The organism is Sulfitobacter sp. 1A12157, from assembly GCF_043557345.1.
Lineage (GTDB): Bacteria > Pseudomonadota > Alphaproteobacteria > Rhodobacterales > Rhodobacteraceae > Sulfitobacter.
Genome location: NZ_JBIFFV010000001.1, coordinates 55,279 through 74,358, shown reverse-complemented (window position 1 = coordinate 74,358; position 19,080 = coordinate 55,279). Strand labels below are relative to the sequence as shown.

Sequence of the window (19,080 nt, the reverse complement as noted above, 5' to 3'; positions counted from 1 at the left end):
CTGGGTCTCCTTGTTGCGTTGTCGTTTATATGTGGCGCGGGGGCCGGGGGATCAACCGTCCTCGAACGGATCCCATTCGTCTTCGACCTCGGGCAGCGCCTCTGCCGTGGCGGCGGCGGCAATGTCTTCGGGAGTGCGGATCGCGGTGATCCGGGCCTTGGGAAACTGCGCCAGCACCGCCTGCATCATTGGGTGGTCCTGCGCCTGTTTCTTCAGCGCCAGTTCACGCGCATCGCGGACCTGCGCGATGGTCTCGGCCCCGCCCTCGTTGACCAGTGAGACGGCCCAGCGGTTGCCGGTCCAGAGTTGGAGTTTCTGCCCCAGCCGCTGCGCCAGATCGCGCGGCGCGTCGTCGGTGGGGACAAACTCGATCCGGCCCGGCTGATAGGCGGCAAGCTGCAGGCAGGTTTCCACTTCGACCAGCAGTTTCACGTCGCGGTTCACGCGGATCAACTCGACCACATGTTCGAATGTCGGGAAACGGGCCAGCGCGGCGTTGAGGTCTTGCGCCAGCGCCGTGGTCTGCCCCTGCGGGCCGGGGTTGGAGGCCATGCGCTGCTGCGCCTGTTGCACAGCCTGCGCGCCGGTGCTGCCCTGTGCGGCGCCATTGCCACCGCCGCCCCCGCCGCCGTTCGGCGCGGGCGGCGGGCTGCTGTTTTGCAGCTTGCGCACCAGTTCCTCGGGCGAGGGCAGATCGGCCACATGGGTCAGACGGATCACGGCCATTTCGGCGGCCATCATCGCGTTGGGCGCGGCTGCGACCTCGTCCAACGCCTTGAGCAGCATCTGCCAGAGCCGCGTCAACACGCGCATCGGCAGGGTCTCGGCCATCTGCTGGCCGCGGGCGCGTTCCTCGGGGGCGATGGTGGGGTCTTCGGCGGCATCGGGCGTGATCTTGACGACCGAAACCCAATGGGTGATCTCGGCCAGATCGCGCAGCACGGCCATCGGGTCGGCCCCATCGGCATATTGCGCCGAAAGTTCGGTCAGCGCCGCCCCCGCATCACCGCGCAGCACCATGTCAAAAAGGTCCAGCACCCGGCCACGGTCGGCCAGCCCCAGCATGGCGCGCACCTGTTCGGCCCCGGTCTCGCCCGCGCCGTGGCTGATTGCCTGATCCAAGAGCGAGGTGGCGTCACGGGCCGAGCCTTCGGCAGCGCGGGTGATGAGCGCCAGCGCGTCATCGGTGATCTCGGCATTCTCGGCGGTGGCGATCTTGCGCAAAAGCGCGATCATCACCTCGGGCTCGATCCGGCGCAGGTCGAACCGCTGGCAGCGCGAAAGCACCGTCACCGGCACCTTGCGGATCTCGGTGGTGGCGAAGATGAATTTGACGTGTTCCGGCGGCTCTTCCAGCGTCTTCAGCAGCGCGTTGAAGGCGCCGGTCGAGAGCATGTGCACTTCGTCGATAATGTAGACTTTGTACCGGGCCGAGGCGGCGCGATAATGCACGCTATCGATGATCTCGCGGATGTTGGCGACGCCGGTGTTTGATGCCGCGTCCATCTCCATGACATCGACGTGGCGGCCTTCCATGATGGCGGTGCAATGTTCGCAAACGCCGCAGGGATCGGTTGTTGGCCCGCCGTTGCCGTCCGGCCCGATGCAGTTCATCCCCTTGGCGATAATCCGCGCCGTCGTCGTCTTGCCGGTGCCGCGGATGCCAGTCATCACAAAGGCCTGCGCGATCCGGTCGGCGGCAAAAGCGTTTTTCAGCGTGCGCACCATGGCGTCTTGGCCGACGAGATCGGCAAAGGTTTCGGGCCGGTATTTGCGGGCCAGAACGCGGTAGGCGGATGTATCTGTCATGGTGCCCCAGATCGGATTCGGTCAAGGCCGTAAACTATGCGCTCCGCGCCGTGGCGTCTACCGTGCTTGCGGAAGGCTCAGAGCATCCAGAGGATCGCCCCGACCCCGGCAGAGGCGAAGGCGAGCAGGATTGCCAAGACTTTCATCCGGCTGTTGGGTTGGGCATGGGCGTGATGGTCGCTCAGCCGCCTTTGGGTTTTCGCCGCCGAGGCCTGCGCGGCCCAATAGACGTAGAGCGCGGCAAAGATGAAGACCGAGGCCACGGCTTTCGCCACCCATGTCGGCTCGAACTGACCGAAAACGGCGCGCAGGCCGATCGCCACGGCAACAGCCGCCATGCCGGTACGCATCCAGCCCGCAAAGGTGCGTTCATTGGCAAGGATCGTGCGATCCTCTGCCCAGTCGGTCCGGCTTTCGGCCAAGTCAGTCTTATCACTCATTGAACCAAACTGCGCCCTGCGCGTTCATGTGGCAATAGGCTTTCACATAACGAGGGACGGTTCATGCGGTTGGGTGGAATTGGGCGGAGCAAGAATGTCATCCGCCGCAGCGGTGGGGCTGGCAAGGCGGGGGGGCTAGGTCTGGTCGGTGTGCTGGCGGTTTTGGCCATCGGTTATTTCACCGGGATCGACGTGACGCCGCTGTTGACCGGCCAAGGCGGCGGACAGGTCCAGCAGTCCCGCCCGCTGAGCGATAGCGAAGACCCGCAAGTCGATTTCGCTGCCCGCGTGCTCACCACGACCGAACAGGTTTGGAGCCGAATTTTTCAAGAGCAACTTGGCGAGACCTATACACCGCCCCAGCTTGTGGTCTTTGAGAATGTGACCCAAAGCGCCTGCGGCGGGGCTTCGGGCGCGACGGGGCCGTTCTACTGCCCGGCGGACAATATGGCCTATCTCGACACCGCGTTTTTCCGCACTTTGGACCAGCGCCTTGGCGCCGGAGGCGATTTCGCTGCGGCCTATGTGATCGCCCATGAGGTTGCGCATCATGTGCAAAACGAGATCGGCGTTCTGCCGCAGGTGGCCCGGATGCGGCAGCAGTCTTCCGAGGTTGAGGCGAATGCCCTGACGGTGCGGCTTGAACTGATGGCCGATTGTTTTTCGGGCATTTGGGCGTCGAATGTCGAAGGGCTGATGGAAAAGGGCGACCTTCAGGAAGCCCTCAATGCGGCGCGGATGATCGGAGACGATCATCTGCAGCGGCAGGCCGGACAGGTGCCGCAACCGCATACTTTCACCCATGGTACGTCAGAGCAGCGCGCGGGGTGGTTTGAGCGGGGATTTGAGAGTGGCCAGATTGCGGCTTGCGATACGTTTGAGGCGGATCGGCTATAAGGCGGTGAGGGCAGCGCCCTCCCTGGGGGGGCGATGCCCGTGGTGCCCACGGGCGGGCGCATCATGAGGGCAAGGCTCCAAGCCACTATCGAAAATGCGTGTAGCATGAAGGATGGAGGCGTGTCTGTGGTTAGGGTGGCGCCTCGCCTTACGAGCTATGCTCGGCGTGCCGCCGGGCGGGGCGCCTTAGATCTCAAATGCATCTGATTTAGAAGAAGCTGCCCCTCTCACCGCTTCTGCGCAGCGACTGCCGGGGCGTTGCATTGCCGAGCAATGCAAGGGTGGTGAGAGGCTGATAACGACCCAAGCGGGGCTCGTTACGGCTGCTTCCTTCCGGATCTGACCGGGTTGGCGAGGCGCTTGCCCGCACCAACCTCTCAAGGCCCATATAGGAGGGCATGGATCGAAGTGCAAGCCTCACAAGCGGATCGCGATTTGGGCAAAGCCCGATGCGGTCATGCCGCGGGGGGCGGGCGACAGATGCGCGATGTCGTGCAGGAAGGGCAGGGCCTCGGGCGAGGTATACAGAACCGCCTGCGCCCCCGCCGCATCAAAGCGCCATGGCGGTGCGTCAGACCACGGGCGCTCCTGCGGCGCCGCGAGAGCGGCGATCAGCGCGTCGGCCAGCGGAAGCGGGCTGCGCAGGGCGATGTCATCCTTCGCCGCGCGGTCAAACCCGCCGCCGCCCGCCGCGCGGAACTGGTTGGTCGCAAGTAGGAACTTCTGGTCTGGCCGCACCGGCGCGCCCTGCCATGACAGAGCGGTGATCCGTCTGCCGCGCGGGCGGCAGGGGTCAATCGCATAGGTGATGCCGAAGATTGTGTCGCAGTGAAATGGCGGGCGGCAGGGGTCGAGAAGCGGGCCCGGGGTGCTGCCGAGCGGGGCAAACACCTCTGCCGCCTTTTCCAAACGCCGCCGCAGGTCGACACCGGTGAGGCGCAGCGCCCAGACCGCGTTTTGATAGGGAAGCAGCCCGGCGATATGTCGGCGTTGCACGGCGCCCGGCGGGATATGCAGAAAATGCCCCGGCCCGCCGCGCCCGCCTGCCGTATGTGCCGCCGTGGCGGCGAGGATCGGGAGTGCGCTGTCCGCGGTGCCCGCGACGCCTCGGCGGATCACCTCGGCCTGCGCGCGGGCGCTCAGCGCGTCGATGGGGGTGGGCATGGCAAGGGCGAAGTAGTTGTGCAGCGCGGTATCGGTATGGCCGACCACCTCCTCCAGATGCCTGCGCACGCCAATGTGGCTGACCCGGGCCGCGCTCAGCACCGTGGGATCGGCCAGCGTTCCTGTGTTGTTGTCGCGCAGGTGGCTTTGATGGCCCGACACCGTCCACCCTCCCTGCGCATCCCGTACAAGGGCCAGATCCAGCACGGCCAAATCGGACCCGCCAAAGCCCGGCATCGCCGCCGGACGGTCGGACAGCGTGCCCGCCTGCGTATCGACCCCCTCGCGCGGGCCGTGGTCCTCTCCGGGAAAGCGCAGGTGGGTGTGGCCGGTGATCACCGCGTCGATTCCGTCGATCTGGGCAAGGGCGCAGATGTCCTCCTCGGCGGTGATCTCTCCTTTCTGGGCGATGCCCATATGGGCCAACAGCACGGTCAGATCGGCCCCCTCCGCTTGCAAGGCCAGCACGGCGCTGCGCAGGCTTTCGAGGGGGCCGGTGATCTCGGCCTCATTCTCCAAAACCTCGCGGTTCCAGATCGCGGTTCGGCCCGGCAGGACGGAAAGCAGGCCAACCCGCAGCTCAGACGCGGGATGCCCGGCCGTGGCAGGCAGCAGGCAAGAGACAATGGCCCAACGACGCAGCGGGCCGGGGTCGGTCAGATGCAGATTGGTCGAGATCAGCGGCATGTCGAGTGCCCCGGCCACGGCGCGCAGATAGGGCAGCCCATGGTCGAGGTCGTGATTGCCCAAACCCAGACCGTCATAATGCAGATGGTTCACACAGGCGACGAGCGGATGCGTATGGGTGACCGCCATCTGCGCCAGTTGATCGCCCAAGGCATTGCCCTGCAACAGATCGCCATTGTCGAGCAGGATACAGGCAGCCCCCTGTTCCGCCGCCTCTGCCCGGGCGGTGCGGATCAAGGTGGCGATTCCGGCCAGCCCGTGATGGCCCACCGAACGGTCGCCCACATAGTCATGCCCCACGATCTGCATATGCAGGTCCGTGGTGGCCAAAATGCGCAGACGTGCCTCGGCCGGGATGCCACCCTCAGAGGGAACGACACCGGTCGAGGCATATGTGCTGCGCCTGTTCACCGAAAAGGTAAGTACTCGTTAAATTTTGCAACTTTAAGATGTTTTGATATGACCAGATTTCAACCGTTCTGGCAAGGGGCTTGGGATTGCCAATCTCGCATGTGCCATGGCAAGGCTGGGCAAAACGCATAAAGCCTGTATCGGGCCTGTATCGGGAGAGCGCCATGCGTCACGCGGAGACGGTAACCTTTGGAGGCTCGGCCCTTGATCGGGCGGGAGAGATACGCGGCAATCCGGAAGCCTTGGCGCAGCTGCGCGCCGACCCGGCGGCCCGGGCGGTGGTCTTTTGGCGCGGCAAGCCGCTGATCGCGCCCGAACGCCCCGCCGCTTTGGTGCGCTTGGCGATGGATCACCCCGTCTTGCAAGAGGCCGAAGGCACAGCGATCTTGCTGGGGCGCGAGGATGGGGCGCCGCGCTTTGCCGTGGATATCTCCGGCTGGGAACCCGCCGATCTGGATCAATCGCAACTGGGCGCGTTCCTTGACCCCAGCGAACAGCGCCATCCGCTTCTGGGCGATGACATGGCCTTTGCCGAATTGCGCAGGGTGATGACATGGCTTGATCCGCGCGATGCCGAACTGGCCGCCAGCGGCAAGGCGATCCTCGGCTGGCACGACAGCCACCGCCATTGCGCGCGCTGCGGCAGCGCCACCGATCTGGCACAGGGCGGCTGGCAACGGGTCTGTCCTGACTGCAGCGGCGCGCATTTCCCGCGTACCGATCCGGTGGTCATCATGCTGATCACCCACGGCAATTCGGTCCTCATGGGGCGCTCCCCCGGTTGGCCCGAGGGGATGTATTCCCTGTTGGCGGGTTTTGTCGAACCGGGAGAGACGGTAGAGGCCGCCGTGCGGCGGGAGGTCTTCGAGGAGGCCGGCGTGCAGGTCGGCGCGGTGCGCTATCTCTCCAGCCAGCCATGGCCCTTTCCGGCCTCGCTGATGTTGGGTTGCGCCGGCGAGGCGCTGAGCCGGGAGTTGACCATCGACCCGGTTGAGATCGAAGACGCGCTTTGGGTCACCCGCGAAGAGATGATGGAGGTCTTTGCCGGAAGCCATCCGCGCCTTCTGCCCGCCCGCCGCGGGGCCATCGCGCATTTCTTGCTGGAAAACTGGCTTGCGGATACACTCACCTGACACACCGCGCTGACAGGCCCGGACGAAGCGGCGGGGGTGGCAAATGCGAGCAGAAGAATTGGAACGGACCGGATGAAATTCTCCACCAAAGAAGACGTCGAAGCGCCGATCGAGGCGGTCTTTGACATGTTGTGCGATTTTGAAAGCTTTGAGCGGGCAGCGATGCGGCGCGGGGCGGAGGTGCAGCGCGCCGATAGGCTGCATCAGCCCGGCGTCGGGATGACATGGAAGGCGGTCTTCCCCCTGCGCGGCAAGCGGCGCGAGTTGACGCTTGAGATGGTGACCTTCGACCGGCCCAACGAGATGGTGATCGACAGCATGTCGCAGGGGTTGGCGGGGCAGATGTCCTTTGAATTGATGCCCCTGTCGCGTAACAGCACGCGGGTTTTGGTCGCTCTTGAGGTCAAGCCGCTGACCCTGTCGGCGCGTTTTTGGGTGCAATCGCTCAAACTGGCCAAGACCACCCTGACCCAGAAGTACAAGGACCGCGTGGCGGAATATGCCCGCGGGATGGAAAAGCGCTACGCCAGCGGCGTCAAGGTCTGAGCCTGCGCGCCCCGCCTCACATCCCGGTCGGCGCGCCCCGGCCGGGATGGGCAGGGTAGGCGCCGAGAATTTCCAGCTTGTTGGTGAAATACCCCAGTTCATCCAGCGCGCGTTTGACCGCCGGGTCTTCGGGGTGGCCTTCGATATCGGCGTAGAACTGCGTCGCGGTGAAGGAGCCGCCGACCATATAGCTTTCCAGCTTGGTCATGTTGACGCCATTGGTCGCAAAGCCCCCCATCGCCTTGTAAAGCGCGGCGGGAATGTTGCGCACCTCGAAGACAAAGGTGGTCAGCATCCGCTCGGCCCGGCGCGAGAGGTCGATCTTGGGCGCCATCAGCAAGAAGCGGGTGGTGTTATGGTCCATATCCTCGATATCGCGGGCCAGCACGGTGAGGCCGTTGATCTCTGCCGCGACCTCGCCTGCCAAAACGCCATCGGTGCTGCCCTCGGTTGCGGCCAGTTCGGCGGCGGCCCCGGCAGAATCGGCGGCGGGTTCAGAGGTGATGCCATGTTGCTGCAAAAAGCTGCGCGCCTGTGGCAAAAGCACCAGATGCGCGCGGACATGTTTGATGTCTTCCAGTGCCACGCCGGGGCGGGCCATCAGGGCAATGCGCACCCGGACGAAGGCTTCGCCGATGATGTGCAGGCCGCTTTCCGGCAGCAGGCGGTGGATGTCGGCCACCCGGCCATAGGTCGTGTTCTCGACCGGCAGCATGGCCAGTTCGGCGCGGCCTTCGTTTACGGCCCGGATCACGCCTTCGAACGATTGGCAGGGCACCGGTTCCATGTCGGGGCAGGCCTGAAGACAGGCCTCGTGACTATAGGCGCCAAGGGCCCCTTGGAAGGCGATGCGCGGCGTGGTCTGGGCGGTCATGGATCGTATCCTGCTGCAAAAGGCGCGGAGAAGGGCAATTGGTCGCGGTAACTACACCTTGCCTGCGCCAAGGGAAAGCAATAGATACGCGGGCAACGATGCCAAGAACCATGGCCCGCCCATGGTGCCAATACCAAGTGATGGACCCTGACGCATGTTCGATACAATGACCCTGACCAAAATCGCAGCCGGCGTATTCGGCGCCTGGTTGGTACTTCTGCTGGGCAAATGGGCGGGTGAAGAGATTTACCACGCCGATGCACATGGGGAAGCGTCCTATGTCATCGAAGTGGCCGACGCCGGTGGTGACGAAGGCGGCGAAGAGATCGATTTTGCCGCCGTGATGGCCGAAGCCGATGCCGACAGCGGGTCGAAAGTGTTCCGCAAATGCGCCGCCTGCCACAAGGTCGACGGGTCCAACGCCGTTGGTCCGCACCTTGACGGTGTGGTCGACCGCGATATCGCCTCGGTTGACGGTTTCGGCTATTCCGGCGCGCTGACCTCGCTCGAAGGCTCTTGGACCCCGGAAGAGCTGAGCGCCTTCCTTGCAAGCCCCAAAGGCTACGCGCCCGGCACCACCATGGGCTTCGCCGGTCTGCGTAAGGTCGAAGACCGTGCCGACGTGATCGCTTACTTGCAAAGCGTCTCCAACTGATACCCCGCGCCATCGCGTGAGAGAAAGCCGCCCCCCGGGGCGGCTTTTGCGTTTGGGCGGGGCGGAACGTCTTATCCATGCAGAGGTTGGGCCATGAAACGTCCACACCGAAAGGCGACGCGCCATGCAAAGCCACAAAACCACGGTCGGCCTTTCGAGAAGATCATCTTCAGCAATGGGTGGAATGAGCCATCGGCGCATGTTTCGCCACGCCGCCGGTCTTGGCCACCGCGCTGACCAGCGGAACGGGCCACGAATCATAGCTGATCGCATTGGTCCGGCGCCGCAGCCAAGGCGGCTTTCGACGCATACGCCCCGCATTACGCGCAGCACGGGGGAGGCCGAAGCCTTTGTCCGGGCTGGCGCAGGCGCTGGACATGGAAGATACCAAGGCCATCGCAGGCAAGCTGCCCCCCCTCAATATCCCCGCGCGGATCGTCTGGGGGTGCTGCGGATGATTTCCAAAAGATCGAATATGGGGAGCGGTTGGCGAAAGACCGGAATGCGCCGCTGCGCCGGATCGAAGGGGGCAAGCATTTCACGCCCGAGGATCATCCCGGGGTGCTGGCGTATGAGATCAACGCCTTGATCAGAAGGGTCGACGGCCAGTGATCTGACGCGGGGCGCGACATCGCGCGCGCCCCGTTCCGACTTTACTGCGCGGCGATCACCGGGGCGGTGACGTTTGCAGCAGCAATTCCGCCGATATCGCAACGCCAAGCGGGCAGGCGGATCACGGCGCGGCTTTGGCCCGCTTCCACATGCACCTCGAAATCCCCACCATGCATTTCGATCAGCTTGCGGGTTAGCGGCAGGCCAAGGCCGAGCCCGCCCTTGGTGCTACGGTGCTCCATCATGCCGCCGACGACGAAGGGTTTATAAAGCTCGGCCAGATCGACGTGATCGTCGAAAGAGCCGTTGTCGACAATCGAAATCTCGATATTGCCCTCGGCGTCCTTGAACGTCTCCAAGGCGATCTCGCTGCCGCCATGCAGGACGGAGTTCAACACAAGTGCCGTGACTGCCAATTCGATCTGGTCGCCGTCGATGTGCATCTCTTCAAGCGGGAAACTATCGCGCAGCGTGATGGTCTTGGCCGTCGCGTCCAAAGTCGCAAAATGCAAGGCCGAGACCGATTGCAAAAGGTCGCTCAGATTGCATTTCCGCTCGTTCAGGCGCAGCTCCCCGGTGCTGACATTGCTGTAGGAAATGATCGTTTCGATCAAGGCGCTCAGATGGTCGACGGACCGGCGGGCCGAGCGGATCAGTAGCGGATTGACCCCCTGTTCGGCCTTGGCCTCCAACATGCGCAGACTGCCGAAGAGAACCGTCAGCGGGGTGCGGAGTTCATGGCCCACCAGCGTCAGGAAGGTGGCTTCGGCGCTGTTGTCGGCCTCTTGCTCGGCCGCATCCGGCTGGCGGCGTTCAAGGGCCGCGACCACCATGCGGCCCATATCTTCCAAAAGGGCGATCTGCTTATCAGAGGGCGCCTCATGCGGTTGCAGGTCCAGCGCGCAAAGGCTGCCAAAGCGGTGGCCCGACGACAGGATCAGCGGCACACCGCAGTAATAACGCGCCTCGGGGCCGCCCTTGGCGACCATGGGATGACGCGCGAACCGGGGGTCTTTGCTGAGGTCCGGCACCACCAGCGGCGCGTCCGACATGATCGTATGGCTGCAAAACCCGGTATCTTTTGGCATCGGCTCCAGCGGGTAGCCGACCACGGATTTGTACCATTGGGTATCTGCTTCCACGACGCTGATATGCGCGATCGGACAGTCAAGCAGGCGGCGGGTGGCCTCGCAAATGGTGTCGAACAGTGCTTCGTTCTCGACTGTAAGGCCGGGCACATCGAAAACGGCGCGCAGACGGGCTTCTTCATTAAAGGGAATCGGGTAGGTTCTCATGTATAGCTCCAGTTTACGCATCGTTAACCTGCATGAAGAATCTGTTAACTTTAGGGCGAGAAACGGGCCGGGCCGCGAAGATACGGGGGCAGCGGGCTACACATTGTCGCGAGTGGGAGCGGGGGAAACCGCCAATCCACGGGGACAGGCTTTGCGGTGGACCGCCCGTGCGGGGCAACCTTACATATTCGCAACTTGTATCTTGGCGTCGCACAGCGTTAGCCTAGATGACGCCTATCCGGACTACGCCACGCCAAGGAGTGACCTATGCCCCGTGCCCAGACCCGCGCCGCGACCCGTCCTTCGGTCTTTGATGACCTGCCGCTCTGGCGCGCGACGCTGACGCTGATGGTGGCGGCCCTGCTGCCCGGTGCCGCCGTGGCACAGGAGCAGAAGATCATCAAAAGCCACGGCTATTCCTTCTACGGCGATCTGACCTATCCGGCGGATTATGAGCATTTCGACTATGTGAACCCCGATGCCCCCAAGGGCGGGGAAATCTCGATCCCCTTCGTCGGCACGTTGGATTCGATGAACCCCTATTCCGGCAAGGGCCGCGCGCATCTCTTCTCGATCTTCGGTTTCGAGAGCCTGCTGGGCGAAGCCCCCTCGGGCGAGGCGCTGCCCTCGGACGTCTATGGCGAGAGCTATTGCCTGCTGTGCGAGAGCCTCGAATACCCCGAGGACAAGTCCTGGGTGATCTTCAACATGCGGCCCGAGGCCAAGTTTTCGGACGGCACGCCGGTGACCGCGCATGACATCGTATTCTCGCACAACCTGCTGCTGGACGAGGGGCTGAAGTCCTACGCCGATGCGGTGCGCAAGCGCATCCCCAAGGTCGAGGCGCTGGACGATCACACGGTCAAATTCCACTTCGCCGATGGCATCTCGCGCCGCAGCCTGATCGAGACGGTGGGCGGCGTGCCCGCTTGGCCGAAACACTGGTTCGAGGAGACCGGCAACACCCTGAAAGATAGCTGGATGGACCCGCCACCCGGATCGGGCGCCTATATGGTCGAGAGCGTCGATCTGACCAAGCGCATTGTGTTGAAACGCAACCCCGACTACTGGGGCCGCGACCTGCCGATCAACCGCGGCCGCATGAACTTCGACCACATCCGGCTGGAGATCTTCAGCGACGACACCTCTGCCTTCGAGGCCTTCAAGGCCGGTGAATACACCTTCCGCGCCGAGGGGGATTCCAAGAAATGGGCGACGGGCTATGATTTCTCCAAGGTGACCGATGGCGACATCGTCAAGGCCGAACTGCCGGACGGCTCTCCGCCCACACCCTCGGGCATCATCTTTAACCTTGGCCGCGAGACGCTGCAGGACCGCCGCGTGCGCGAGGCCGTGGCTTTGATGTTCAACTTCGAGTGGACCAACGAGTCGCTGCAATATGGGCTGTTCAACCACCGTGCCTCTTTCACGCAGGACACCCCGCTGATGGCGCAGGGCGCGCCCGAGGGGGCGGAACTGGCGCTTCTGGAAAGCCTCGGCGATCTGGTGCCGGAGGAGTTGCTGACCGAACCCGCCGTGGTGCCGCATACCTCCGACCCTTCGCGGCTGCTGGACCGCCGCAACGCGCGCCGGGCCTCCAAGCTGCTCGAAGAAGCGGGCTGGGCCGTGCAGAACGGCATGCGCGTGAACGAGGCGGGCGAGCCCCTGCGGCTGAACTTCCTGATGAACTCCGCCGGGTCGCCGACGATCTCGGCGGTGATCGAGAACTTCGTGAACAATCTCACTTCCATCGGCATCGACGCCCGGCTCGAGAAGGTGGACAGCTCGCAATACACTGCCCGCGAGCGCGACCGCGACTATGACATGATCTACGACGCCTATGCCGCCTTCCTCGGCACCGGCACCGGTCTGGCGCAGCGCTATGGCTCAGAGGCCGCCGCGTTCTCGCTCTTCAACCCCGCCGGGCTCGCGAGCCCGCTGGTGGACGCGATCATCGACGCCTCGCTCGACGCCGAGACCTCGGAGGAGGAATCCGCCGCCCTCATGGCGCTCGACCGGGCGCTGCGGCACGAGTTCTTCATGATCCCGACTTGGTACAACGACAGCTACTGGGTCGCCTATTACGACCAGTATGAGCACCCCGAAAACATCCCGCCCTATGCCTTGGGCTACCTCGATTTCTGGTGGTACGACGAAGAGGCCGCGCAGCAGTTGCGCGCCTCGGGCGCCTTGCGGTAAGGCCACCACATGGGTGCCTATATTCTCAGACGGCTTTTGCTGGTGATCCCGACGCTGTTCGGCATCATGCTGGTCAACTTCGCACTGGTGCAATTCGTGCCCGGCGGCCCGGTGGAACAGGCCATCGCCCGGATTCAGGGCGGCGGGGATGTTTTCGGCGGCTTTGCCGGGGGCAACAACGATGCCGGGGTCGACACCATGGCGCGCGGCTCCGACAGCACCTATGTCGGCGCGCGCGGTCTGCCGCCGGAGTTGATCGAGGAGTTGGAGAAGGAATTCGGCTTCGACAAACCGCCCGTGGAGCGGTTCTTTCACATGCTGTGGAATTACATGCGGCTCGATTTCGGGGAGAGCTACTTCCGCGCCATCAGCGTGATTGACCTGATCAAGGAAAAGCTGCCGGTGTCGATCACGCTGGGGCTGTGGTCGACGCTGATCGCGCATCTGGTGTCGATCCCACTGGGCATCCGCAAGGCGGTGCGCGACGGCAGCCGGTTCGACACCTGGACCTCGGGCGCGATCATCGCGGCCTATGCGATCCCCGGGTTTCTCTTCGCGATCCTGCTGCTGGTGCTTTTCGCCGGTGGCTCTTATTGGCAGATCTTCCCGCTGCGCGGTCTGACGTCGGATAATTTCGACAGTCTCAGCCCCTTGGGCAAGGTGGCCGATTATTTCTGGCATATCACCCTGCCGGTGCTGGCCTCCACGATCTCGGCTTTCGCCACTTTGACGCTTCTGACGAAAAACAGCTTTCTCGACGAGATCAAGAAGCAGTATGTCATCACCGCCCGCGCCAAGGGCCTTTCGGAGAGCAAGGTTCTCTACGGCCATGTCTTCCGCAACGCGATGCTGATCGTGATCGCCAGTTTCCCGGCGGTCTTCATCTCGGTTTTCTTTGGCGGGTCGATCATCATCGAAACGATCTTCAGCCTCGACGGGCTGGGGCGCTTGGGCTTCGAGGCCGCGGTGGCGCGGGATTATCCGATCGTCTTCGGCACGCTCTTCATCTTCGGCCTCATCGGCCTTGTCGTCGGCATCCTGTCTGACCTGATGTATGTGCTTGTCGACCCGCGCATCGACTTCGAGAAGAGGGAAGGCTGATGGCGCTGTCGCCGCTGAACCAGCGCCGCTGGCGCAATTTCACTGCGAACCGCCGCGCCTATTGGTCGCTGTGGATCTTCGCGATCCTCCTTGGCATTTCGCTGCTGGCCGAGTTCGTTGCCAACGACAAGCCGATCCTCGTCAGCTACCGCGGCGAGTACTATACGCCGATCTTCAACTTCTACCCCGAGACCGCCTTTGGCGGCGATTTCCAGACCGAGGCCGCCTACCGCGATCCGGAGGTGCAATGCCTCATCGCCACCGGTGGGCTGGATGCCTGTTTCGACGATCCCGAGGGCTATATTCTCGACGCCGAGGATGGCGAGGTCGAGGGCGAGGCGATCGAGAAAGGCTGGTCGATCTGGCCTGTCATTCCCTATTCCTACGACACCGCCGTCGACCGTCCGGGCGCGGCACCGCTCCCGCCCAACGGGCAGAACTGGCTCGGGACCGATGGCACCAAGCGTGACGTCATGGTCCGCGTGATCCACGGCTTCCGGCTGTCGGTGGTCTTCACCCTGATCGTGACCGGGGCGGCCTCGCTGATCGGCATCCTCGCCGGCGCGGTGCAGGGCTTCTTCGGCGGCTGGCTCGACCTGATCTTCCAGCGCATCATCGAGATCTGGTCCTCGACCCCGTCGCTTTACGTCATCATCATCATGTTCGCCATTCTGGGGCGGAGTTTCTGGCTGCTGGTGATCCTGCTGGTGCTGTTCTCATGGACCGCGCTCGTGGGCGTGGTGCGGGCCGAGTTCCTGCGTGCGCGCAACCTTGAATACGTCCGCGCAGCCCGGGCGCTTGGCGTTGGCAACGGCACGATCATGCTGCGCCACATGCTGCCCAACGCGATGGTGGCGACGCTGACGATGCTGCCCTTCATCATCACCGGCACGATCTCCACGCTGGCGACGCTCGATTTCCTCGGCTTCGGTCTGCCCTCTTCGGCGCCGTCGTTGGGCGAGCTGACGCTGCAGGCCAAGCAGAACCTGCAGGCGCCCTGGCTCGCCTTCTCGGCCTTCTTCACCTTTGCCATCATGCTGTCGCTCCTGGTCTTCATCTTTGAGGGCATTCGCGACGCCTTCGACCCCAGAAAGACCTTCTCGTGACTGCATTGTTGGACGTCAAAGACCTGAAAGTTTCCTTCCGGCAGGACGGGCAGTTGATCCCGGCGGTGCGCGGCGTGAGCTTTGCCGTCAACCGTGGCGAGACGGTGGCGCTGGTGGGCGAAAGCGGCTCGGGCAAGTCGGTTTCGGCGCTGTCGATCGTGTCGCTGCTGGGCGAGAGTGCGGAGGTCAGCGGCTCGGTCACCTATAACGGCCAGCAGATGATCGGCGCCGACGACAAGCTGTTGCGCGATGTGCGCGGCAACGACATCTCCTTTATCTTTCAGGAGCCGATGACCTCGCTCAACCCGCTGCACACGATCGAGAAGCAGCTCGCGGAATCGCTGGCGCTGCATCAGGGGCTGCAAGGGGCCGAGGCGCGGGCGCGGGTGCTGAGCCTGCTTGAGCAGGTCGGTATCAACGACGCGGAAAGCCGCATGGGTGCCTATCCGCACCAGTTGTCAGGCGGGCAGCGGCAGCGCGTGATGATCGCCATGGCGCTGGCCAACAAGCCCGACATCCTGATCGCGGATGAGCCGACGACCGCGCTCGACGTGACAATTCAGGCGCAGATCCTCGACTTGTTGAAGGATCTGAAAGACGAGATGGGCATGGGGCTTTTGTTCATCACCCATGACCTCGGCATCGTGCGCCGCATCGCCGACCGCGTCTTCGTGATGCAGAAGGGGCTGGTGGTCGAGGAAGGCCCAACGGGCGAGATCTTCGACAACCCGCAGCACCCCTACACCCAGAAGCTCTTGGCTGCCGAACCCACCGGCGCGCCTGCGCCCGTGGCCGAGGATGCGCCCGAGGTGCTGCGCACCGACAACCTCAAGGTCTGGTTCCCGATCCAGAAGGGTCTGTTGCGCCGCACTGTGGGCCATGTGAAGGCCGTGAACGACACCAGCCTCTCGGTCCGCGCGGGCGAGACGCTGGGCATCGTCGGCGAAAGCGGCTCGGGCAAGACCACGGCGGCGCTGGCGATCATGCGGCTCATCGGCTCGGAAGGGAAGGTGACCTTCCGCGGCGAGGACCTGCGCAAATGGTCGACCAAGAAACTGCGCCGGTTGCGCGCCGACATGCAGATCGTCTTTCAGGACCCCTTCGGCTCGCTCAGCCCGCGGATGACCTGTTTTCAGATCATCAGCGAAGGGCTCGCGATCCACAAGATCGACAAGGGCCGCGACAAGCGCGAGCTGGTCGCCGAGGTGATGACCGAAGTGGGGCTCGACCCCGCGACGATGGACCGTTACCCACATGAATTCTCAGGTGGCCAGCGCCAGCGCATCGCCATCGCCCGCGCCATGGTGCTGCGGCCGAAGCTCTTGGTGCTGGACGAGCCGACCTCGGCGCTGGATATGACCGTGCAGGTGCAGATCGTCGATCTGCTGCGGGATTTGCAGGCGAAATACGGGCTGGCCTACCTTTTCATCAGCCACGACCTGAAGGTGGTGCGCGCGATGTCGCATAAGGTGATGGTGATGAAGCGCGGCGACGTGGTGGAATACGGCGACGTCGATGCGCTTTATGACGATCCGCAGACGGAATACACGCGGAACCTGTTGCAGGCGGCAGGATAAGCGGGCGTCGCGTTTGCGGAGAGGGAAGGGGGGGGCGCTGCCCCCATCGCGCCGGGGGCGCGATTCCCCCGCGGTATTTTTGAAAGAATGAAGTTGGTTTGGCGGCGCTTTGGCTGCCCGGTAGCGCTTTAGCCCTCGCTGGGGCCGATCATGAAGCAGCTGACGTTGCGCGCGGCCAGACGGCGGCAGGCGAGGTCGGCGCTTTCGCGGGACATGCCGAGGAAGTTCGCGTCAAAGCCTTGTGGGCGCTGAACCACTTTGCGCAGCGTGCCATCGAGGGTCGACATTTCGGCCAATGCGGTTTTCAGCAGGACTTTCTCGGCGGCGTAGCGGCTGGGGAAGCGGCCCACGTTCACGCCCCAGTGGCGCCCACCGGAGGTGGAGACGCGGGTTACGATTTCCTGTTCTACCGCTTGCTGGACGGCCAGTGTCACGTCCTTGGGGCGCGGTTCGGGGCGGGGGGAGGCTTTGGCGGTGGCGAGAACGACCTCTGCCTCCTTAGCCTCTGGTGTGGGCGTGGCGGCGGGCGGGGTTGGGGCCGTTTCAACCGCTTCGCGCAGCGCTGCGGTGATATCGCTGTTGGATACCACGCTGGTTGCCTCGGGGGCGGCGGCGGTGGCCACGACCACGACGTCGCTGCGGGGGCGCAGTTGCGGGCGTTTGGAGGTGGTGACAGCGCCCACGAGGCGAATCGTTTTGCCTGCGGCGCCGGGGGCGGGTGTGTCTTCGACATCGGCATAGACCGGCGGGACCGGTTTGCGCAGCGGCGCGGAGGAGGGCGCGCGGCGGAAGCCGAGGTCCATAAGTTCGGCCACTTTGGCGTTGCGTGAGGCGGTGGATTTGCCGCCGAAGACGGTCACGATGATGCGCTCGTTGCCCCGTTCGGCCGAGGCGGTGAGGTTGAAACCGGCGGCGCGGGTGTAGCCTGTCTTGATGCCGTCCGCCCCTTTGTAGGACCCCAGAAACCGGCGATTCGTATGGGAGACCTTGCGCACGCCCGCATCGGCGGTGATGCGCGAAAAGAGGTTGTAGTATTGCGGGTAATCATAGAGCAGGTGACGGCCCATGCGGGTCATGTCACGCGCGGTGGAGAGGTGGCCGCTCTCGGTCAGACCGTGCATGTTCTTGAAAGTCGTGCGCGTCATGCCAAGCTGTTTGGCGGTGCGGTTCATCCGGCGGGCGAAGGCGGCCTCAGAACCGCCGATGGCCTCACCGATCGCGGTGGCGGCATCATTGGCGGATTTCACGGCGGCGGCGCGGATGAGGTAGCGCAGAGCGATCTTTTGGCCCGGGCGCATGCCCAATTTGCTGGGCGGCTCGGATGCCGCATTTTTCGAGATCGTCACTTGGGTATCGAGAGAGATTTCCCCCTGTTCGACCGCTTGGAAGGCGATGTAGAGGGTCATCATCTTGGTCAGGGAAGCCGGATGCAGGCGGGTATCGGCATTCTCGGCGTGGATTTCTTTGCCGGTGCGGGCGTCGATGACATAGGCGGCGTAGGGGGCAGCGATCGCGCTGAGGGGTAGGACAACCAGAACCCAGAGTGCCGCGAATAGAAATAGCCCGTAACGGGCCGGCTGAATGCGCCGAGCCTTCATATTTGCCTGCCTTTTACTGCCTCAGGCCGCCGATTTCTGGCTGACCATTTATTGATTGGTTCAAGGCTAGCATAGGATACCGCATCGCGGAAGCCGTCGAATCCAGTGAACATGGAAAAAGGGGCGGATCTCTCCTGCAATATGTAGAGGCTTGTGCAGAGCTACCCACTATAAGCGCGAATAAGGCAAGAATAGGGCAATAAGTGGCTCGAAGTGCGGCATTTTGGGGCGGTGCGTTAGGGCGACTCAGTTGCGGGGGCGAGTCACCCCGACACGATCCTTTGCACCGTTTCCGGGAGGCTCGAGAGATCGCTGATCTCGGCGAAACGGGGCGAATTGGTTGGCGCTTCGGCATGTTCCATCGCCCATGTGAGGTCATGCGGCACATAGACGCCCCAGCCGCCTGCGGCGATCATCGGGCGCACATCCGAGGCCATCGAGTTGCCGACCATCAGCCCCCGTTCGGCGCCCTGCCCGTGCTGCTTAAAAATGTGGCGATAGGCGGCTTCGGTCTTGTGAGAGACGATTTCGACCGCATCGAACCTGTCGCGCAGGCCCGATTGCGCCAGTTTGCGCTCTTGATCCAGCAGGTCGCCTTTGGTCACCACGATGAGCCGGTAGTCGCCGCGCAGGTTTTCCAGCACGTCCTCGACATGGGGCAGCAGTTCGATGGGGTGGTCCAGCATCTCGCGCCCGGCGGCGAGCAGATCGCTGATCACCTCGGCGGGGACTTTGCCCTCGGTCACCTCGATCGCGGTTTCGATCATCGACAGGGTGAAGCCTTTGATCCCATAGCCGTAATGCGGCAGATTGCGCCGCTCAGCCTCCAGCAATCGTGCCATGAGGTGATCGCGTTCACTATGTTCGGCCAGAAGGGCTGCAAAACGGTCATGAGAGAGTGCAAAGTAGCGCTCATTATGCCACAATGTGTCATCCGCATCGAAACCGATGGTTGTGAGTGCCCCGCCCATATGTG

At 63.7% G+C, this 19,080-nt stretch carries 17 protein-coding genes and 1 other RNA gene; 9 read left to right on the top strand and 9 right to left on the bottom strand.

Annotated features, from left to right (window positions below; all coding sequences use genetic code 11):
• Positions 1 to 51: 51 nt before the first annotated feature.
• Complete coding sequence (locus tag ACGYLC_RS00410; RefSeq protein ID WP_394402571.1) at positions 52 to 1,809, bottom strand: DNA polymerase III subunit gamma/tau; 1,758 nt, start codon at positions 1,807 to 1,809, stop codon at positions 52 to 54.
• A gap of 77 nt (positions 1,810 to 1,886) precedes the next feature.
• Positions 1,887 to 2,249 carry a YidH family protein gene (locus tag ACGYLC_RS00405; RefSeq protein WP_394420987.1) on the bottom strand — a complete coding sequence of 121 codons (363 nt, stop codon included), beginning with the start codon at positions 2,247 to 2,249 and terminating at the stop codon, positions 1,887 to 1,889.
• Between the two features lie 63 nt (positions 2,250 to 2,312).
• Here ACGYLC_RS00405 and ACGYLC_RS00400 point away from each other — a divergent pair, with 63 nt between their 5' ends.
• Entirely contained in the window at positions 2,313 to 3,146 is an 834-nt protein-coding gene (locus tag ACGYLC_RS00400; protein ID WP_394420985.1) for a neutral zinc metallopeptidase, read from the top strand.
• A gap of 282 nt (positions 3,147 to 3,428) precedes the next feature.
• On the opposite strand, the gene ffs is transcribed toward ACGYLC_RS00400, so the two are convergent.
• Together ffs and ACGYLC_RS00390 are read right to left on the bottom strand one after the other, a co-directional pair.
• Positions 3,429 to 3,526: signal recognition particle sRNA small type (gene ffs, locus ACGYLC_RS00395), an RNA gene on the bottom strand.
• A 37-nt stretch (positions 3,527 to 3,563) separates the two neighbouring features.
• The gene (locus ACGYLC_RS00390; RefSeq protein WP_394420983.1) at positions 3,564 to 5,408 is read right to left on the bottom strand and encodes a 5'-nucleotidase C-terminal domain-containing protein; all 1,845 of its coding nucleotides are present in this window, start codon (positions 5,406 to 5,408) and stop codon (positions 3,564 to 3,566) included.
• Between the two features lie 164 nt (positions 5,409 to 5,572).
• Here ACGYLC_RS00390 and nudC point away from each other — a divergent pair, with 164 nt between their 5' ends.
• A complete protein-coding gene (gene nudC / locus ACGYLC_RS00385; protein ID WP_394420982.1) occupies positions 5,573 to 6,541 on the top strand; it encodes an NAD(+) diphosphatase in 969 nt (322 codons plus the stop codon).
• A gap of 72 nt (positions 6,542 to 6,613) precedes the next feature.
• Complete coding sequence (locus ACGYLC_RS00380; protein ID WP_394420980.1) at positions 6,614 to 7,087, top strand: SRPBCC family protein; 474 nt, start codon at positions 6,614 to 6,616, stop codon at positions 7,085 to 7,087.
• A gap of 16 nt (positions 7,088 to 7,103) precedes the next feature.
• Here the strand turns inward: ACGYLC_RS00380 and ACGYLC_RS00375 are convergent, their stop codons facing one another.
• On the bottom strand, positions 7,104 to 7,961 hold the full coding sequence (locus ACGYLC_RS00375) for a prephenate dehydratase (protein WP_209216552.1): 858 nt from the start codon (positions 7,959 to 7,961) through the stop codon (positions 7,104 to 7,106).
• Between the two features lie 154 nt (positions 7,962 to 8,115).
• Between ACGYLC_RS00375 and ACGYLC_RS00370 the strand changes: the two genes are divergently transcribed.
• On the top strand, positions 8,116 to 8,616 hold the full coding sequence (locus tag ACGYLC_RS00370; protein WP_394420979.1) for a c-type cytochrome: 501 nt from the start codon (positions 8,116 to 8,118) through the stop codon (positions 8,614 to 8,616).
• Between the two features lie 169 nt (positions 8,617 to 8,785).
• Here the strand turns inward: ACGYLC_RS00370 and ACGYLC_RS00365 are convergent, their stop codons facing one another.
• Entirely contained in the window at positions 8,786 to 8,926 is a 141-nt protein-coding gene (locus ACGYLC_RS00365) for a hypothetical protein (protein WP_394420977.1), read from the bottom strand.
• 176 nt (positions 8,927 to 9,102) lie between these two features.
• Here ACGYLC_RS00365 and ACGYLC_RS00360 point away from each other — a divergent pair, with 176 nt between their 5' ends.
• The gene (locus ACGYLC_RS00360) at positions 9,103 to 9,228 is read left to right on the top strand and encodes a hypothetical protein (protein ID WP_394420976.1); all 126 of its coding nucleotides are present in this window, start codon (positions 9,103 to 9,105) and stop codon (positions 9,226 to 9,228) included.
• A 41-nt stretch (positions 9,229 to 9,269) separates the two neighbouring features.
• Here the strand turns inward: ACGYLC_RS00360 and ACGYLC_RS00355 are convergent, their stop codons facing one another.
• Positions 9,270 to 10,523, bottom strand: a complete 1,254-nt coding sequence (locus ACGYLC_RS00355) for a GAF domain-containing protein (protein ID WP_394402558.1) — start codon at positions 10,521 to 10,523, stop codon at positions 9,270 to 9,272.
• Between the two features lie 267 nt (positions 10,524 to 10,790).
• Between ACGYLC_RS00355 and ACGYLC_RS00350 the strand changes: the two genes are divergently transcribed.
• From ACGYLC_RS00350 to ACGYLC_RS00335, 4 genes are read left to right on the top strand one after another with little or no spacing between them, the layout of a single operon-like run.
• On the top strand, positions 10,791 to 12,722 hold the full coding sequence (locus ACGYLC_RS00350) for an extracellular solute-binding protein (RefSeq protein ID WP_394420975.1): 1,932 nt from the start codon (positions 10,791 to 10,793) through the stop codon (positions 12,720 to 12,722).
• A gap of 9 nt (positions 12,723 to 12,731) precedes the next feature.
• Entirely contained in the window at positions 12,732 to 13,823 is a 1,092-nt protein-coding gene (locus ACGYLC_RS00345) for a microcin C ABC transporter permease YejB (RefSeq protein ID WP_067268603.1), read from the top strand.
• Entirely contained in the window at positions 13,823 to 14,929 is a 1,107-nt protein-coding gene (locus ACGYLC_RS00340; RefSeq protein ID WP_394420974.1) for an ABC transporter permease, read from the top strand. The genes ACGYLC_RS00345 and ACGYLC_RS00340 overlap by 1 nt, the downstream gene beginning before the upstream one ends.
• The gene (locus tag ACGYLC_RS00335) at positions 14,926 to 16,506 is read left to right on the top strand and encodes an ABC transporter ATP-binding protein (protein WP_394420972.1); all 1,581 of its coding nucleotides are present in this window, start codon (positions 14,926 to 14,928) and stop codon (positions 16,504 to 16,506) included. Before ACGYLC_RS00340 ends, ACGYLC_RS00335 begins: the two co-directional genes overlap by 4 nt.
• Positions 16,507 to 16,634: 128 nt before the next feature.
• On the opposite strand, the gene ACGYLC_RS00330 is transcribed toward ACGYLC_RS00335, so the two are convergent.
• Positions 16,635 to 18,104 carry a serine hydrolase gene (locus ACGYLC_RS00330; protein WP_394402550.1) on the bottom strand — a complete coding sequence of 490 codons (1,470 nt, stop codon included), beginning with the start codon at positions 18,102 to 18,104 and terminating at the stop codon, positions 16,635 to 16,637.
• A gap of 263 nt (positions 18,105 to 18,367) precedes the next feature.
• Positions 18,368 to 19,075: an HAD family hydrolase gene (locus ACGYLC_RS00325; protein WP_394420970.1), complete on the bottom strand. Its 708-nt coding sequence runs from the start codon at positions 19,073 to 19,075 to the stop codon at positions 18,368 to 18,370.
• Between the last annotated feature and the right edge of the window lie 5 nt (positions 19,076 to 19,080).

Coding starts and splice junctions, on each gene's coding strand:
- ACGYLC_RS00340 (WP_394420974.1), top strand. CDS start 13,823: ATGGCGCTGTCGCCGCTGAACCAGCGCCGCTGGCGCAATTTCACTGCG.
- ACGYLC_RS00375 (WP_209216552.1), bottom strand. CDS start 7,961: ATGACCGCCCAGACCACGCCGCGCATCGCCTTCCAAGGGGCCCTTGGC.
- ACGYLC_RS00345 (WP_067268603.1), top strand. CDS start 12,732: ATGGGTGCCTATATTCTCAGACGGCTTTTGCTGGTGATCCCGACGCTG.
- ACGYLC_RS00400 (WP_394420985.1), top strand. CDS start 2,313: ATGCGGTTGGGTGGAATTGGGCGGAGCAAGAATGTCATCCGCCGCAGC.
- ACGYLC_RS00365 (WP_394420977.1), bottom strand. CDS start 8,926: ATGCGTCGAAAGCCGCCTTGGCTGCGGCGCCGGACCAATGCGATCAGC.
- ACGYLC_RS00410 (WP_394402571.1), bottom strand. CDS start 1,809: ATGACAGATACATCCGCCTACCGCGTTCTGGCCCGCAAATACCGGCCC.
- ACGYLC_RS00370 (WP_394420979.1), top strand. CDS start 8,116: ATGTTCGATACAATGACCCTGACCAAAATCGCAGCCGGCGTATTCGGC.
- ACGYLC_RS00380 (WP_394420980.1), top strand. CDS start 6,614: ATGAAATTCTCCACCAAAGAAGACGTCGAAGCGCCGATCGAGGCGGTC.
- ACGYLC_RS00325 (WP_394420970.1), bottom strand. CDS start 19,075: ATGGGCGGGGCACTCACAACCATCGGTTTCGATGCGGATGACACATTG.
- nudC (WP_394420982.1), top strand. CDS start 5,573: ATGCGTCACGCGGAGACGGTAACCTTTGGAGGCTCGGCCCTTGATCGG.
- ACGYLC_RS00405 (WP_394420987.1), bottom strand. CDS start 2,249: ATGAGTGATAAGACTGACTTGGCCGAAAGCCGGACCGACTGGGCAGAG.
- ACGYLC_RS00355 (WP_394402558.1), bottom strand. CDS start 10,523: ATGAGAACCTACCCGATTCCCTTTAATGAAGAAGCCCGTCTGCGCGCC.
- ACGYLC_RS00350 (WP_394420975.1), top strand. CDS start 10,791: ATGCCCCGTGCCCAGACCCGCGCCGCGACCCGTCCTTCGGTCTTTGAT.
- ACGYLC_RS00330 (WP_394402550.1), bottom strand. CDS start 18,104: ATGAAGGCTCGGCGCATTCAGCCGGCCCGTTACGGGCTATTTCTATTC.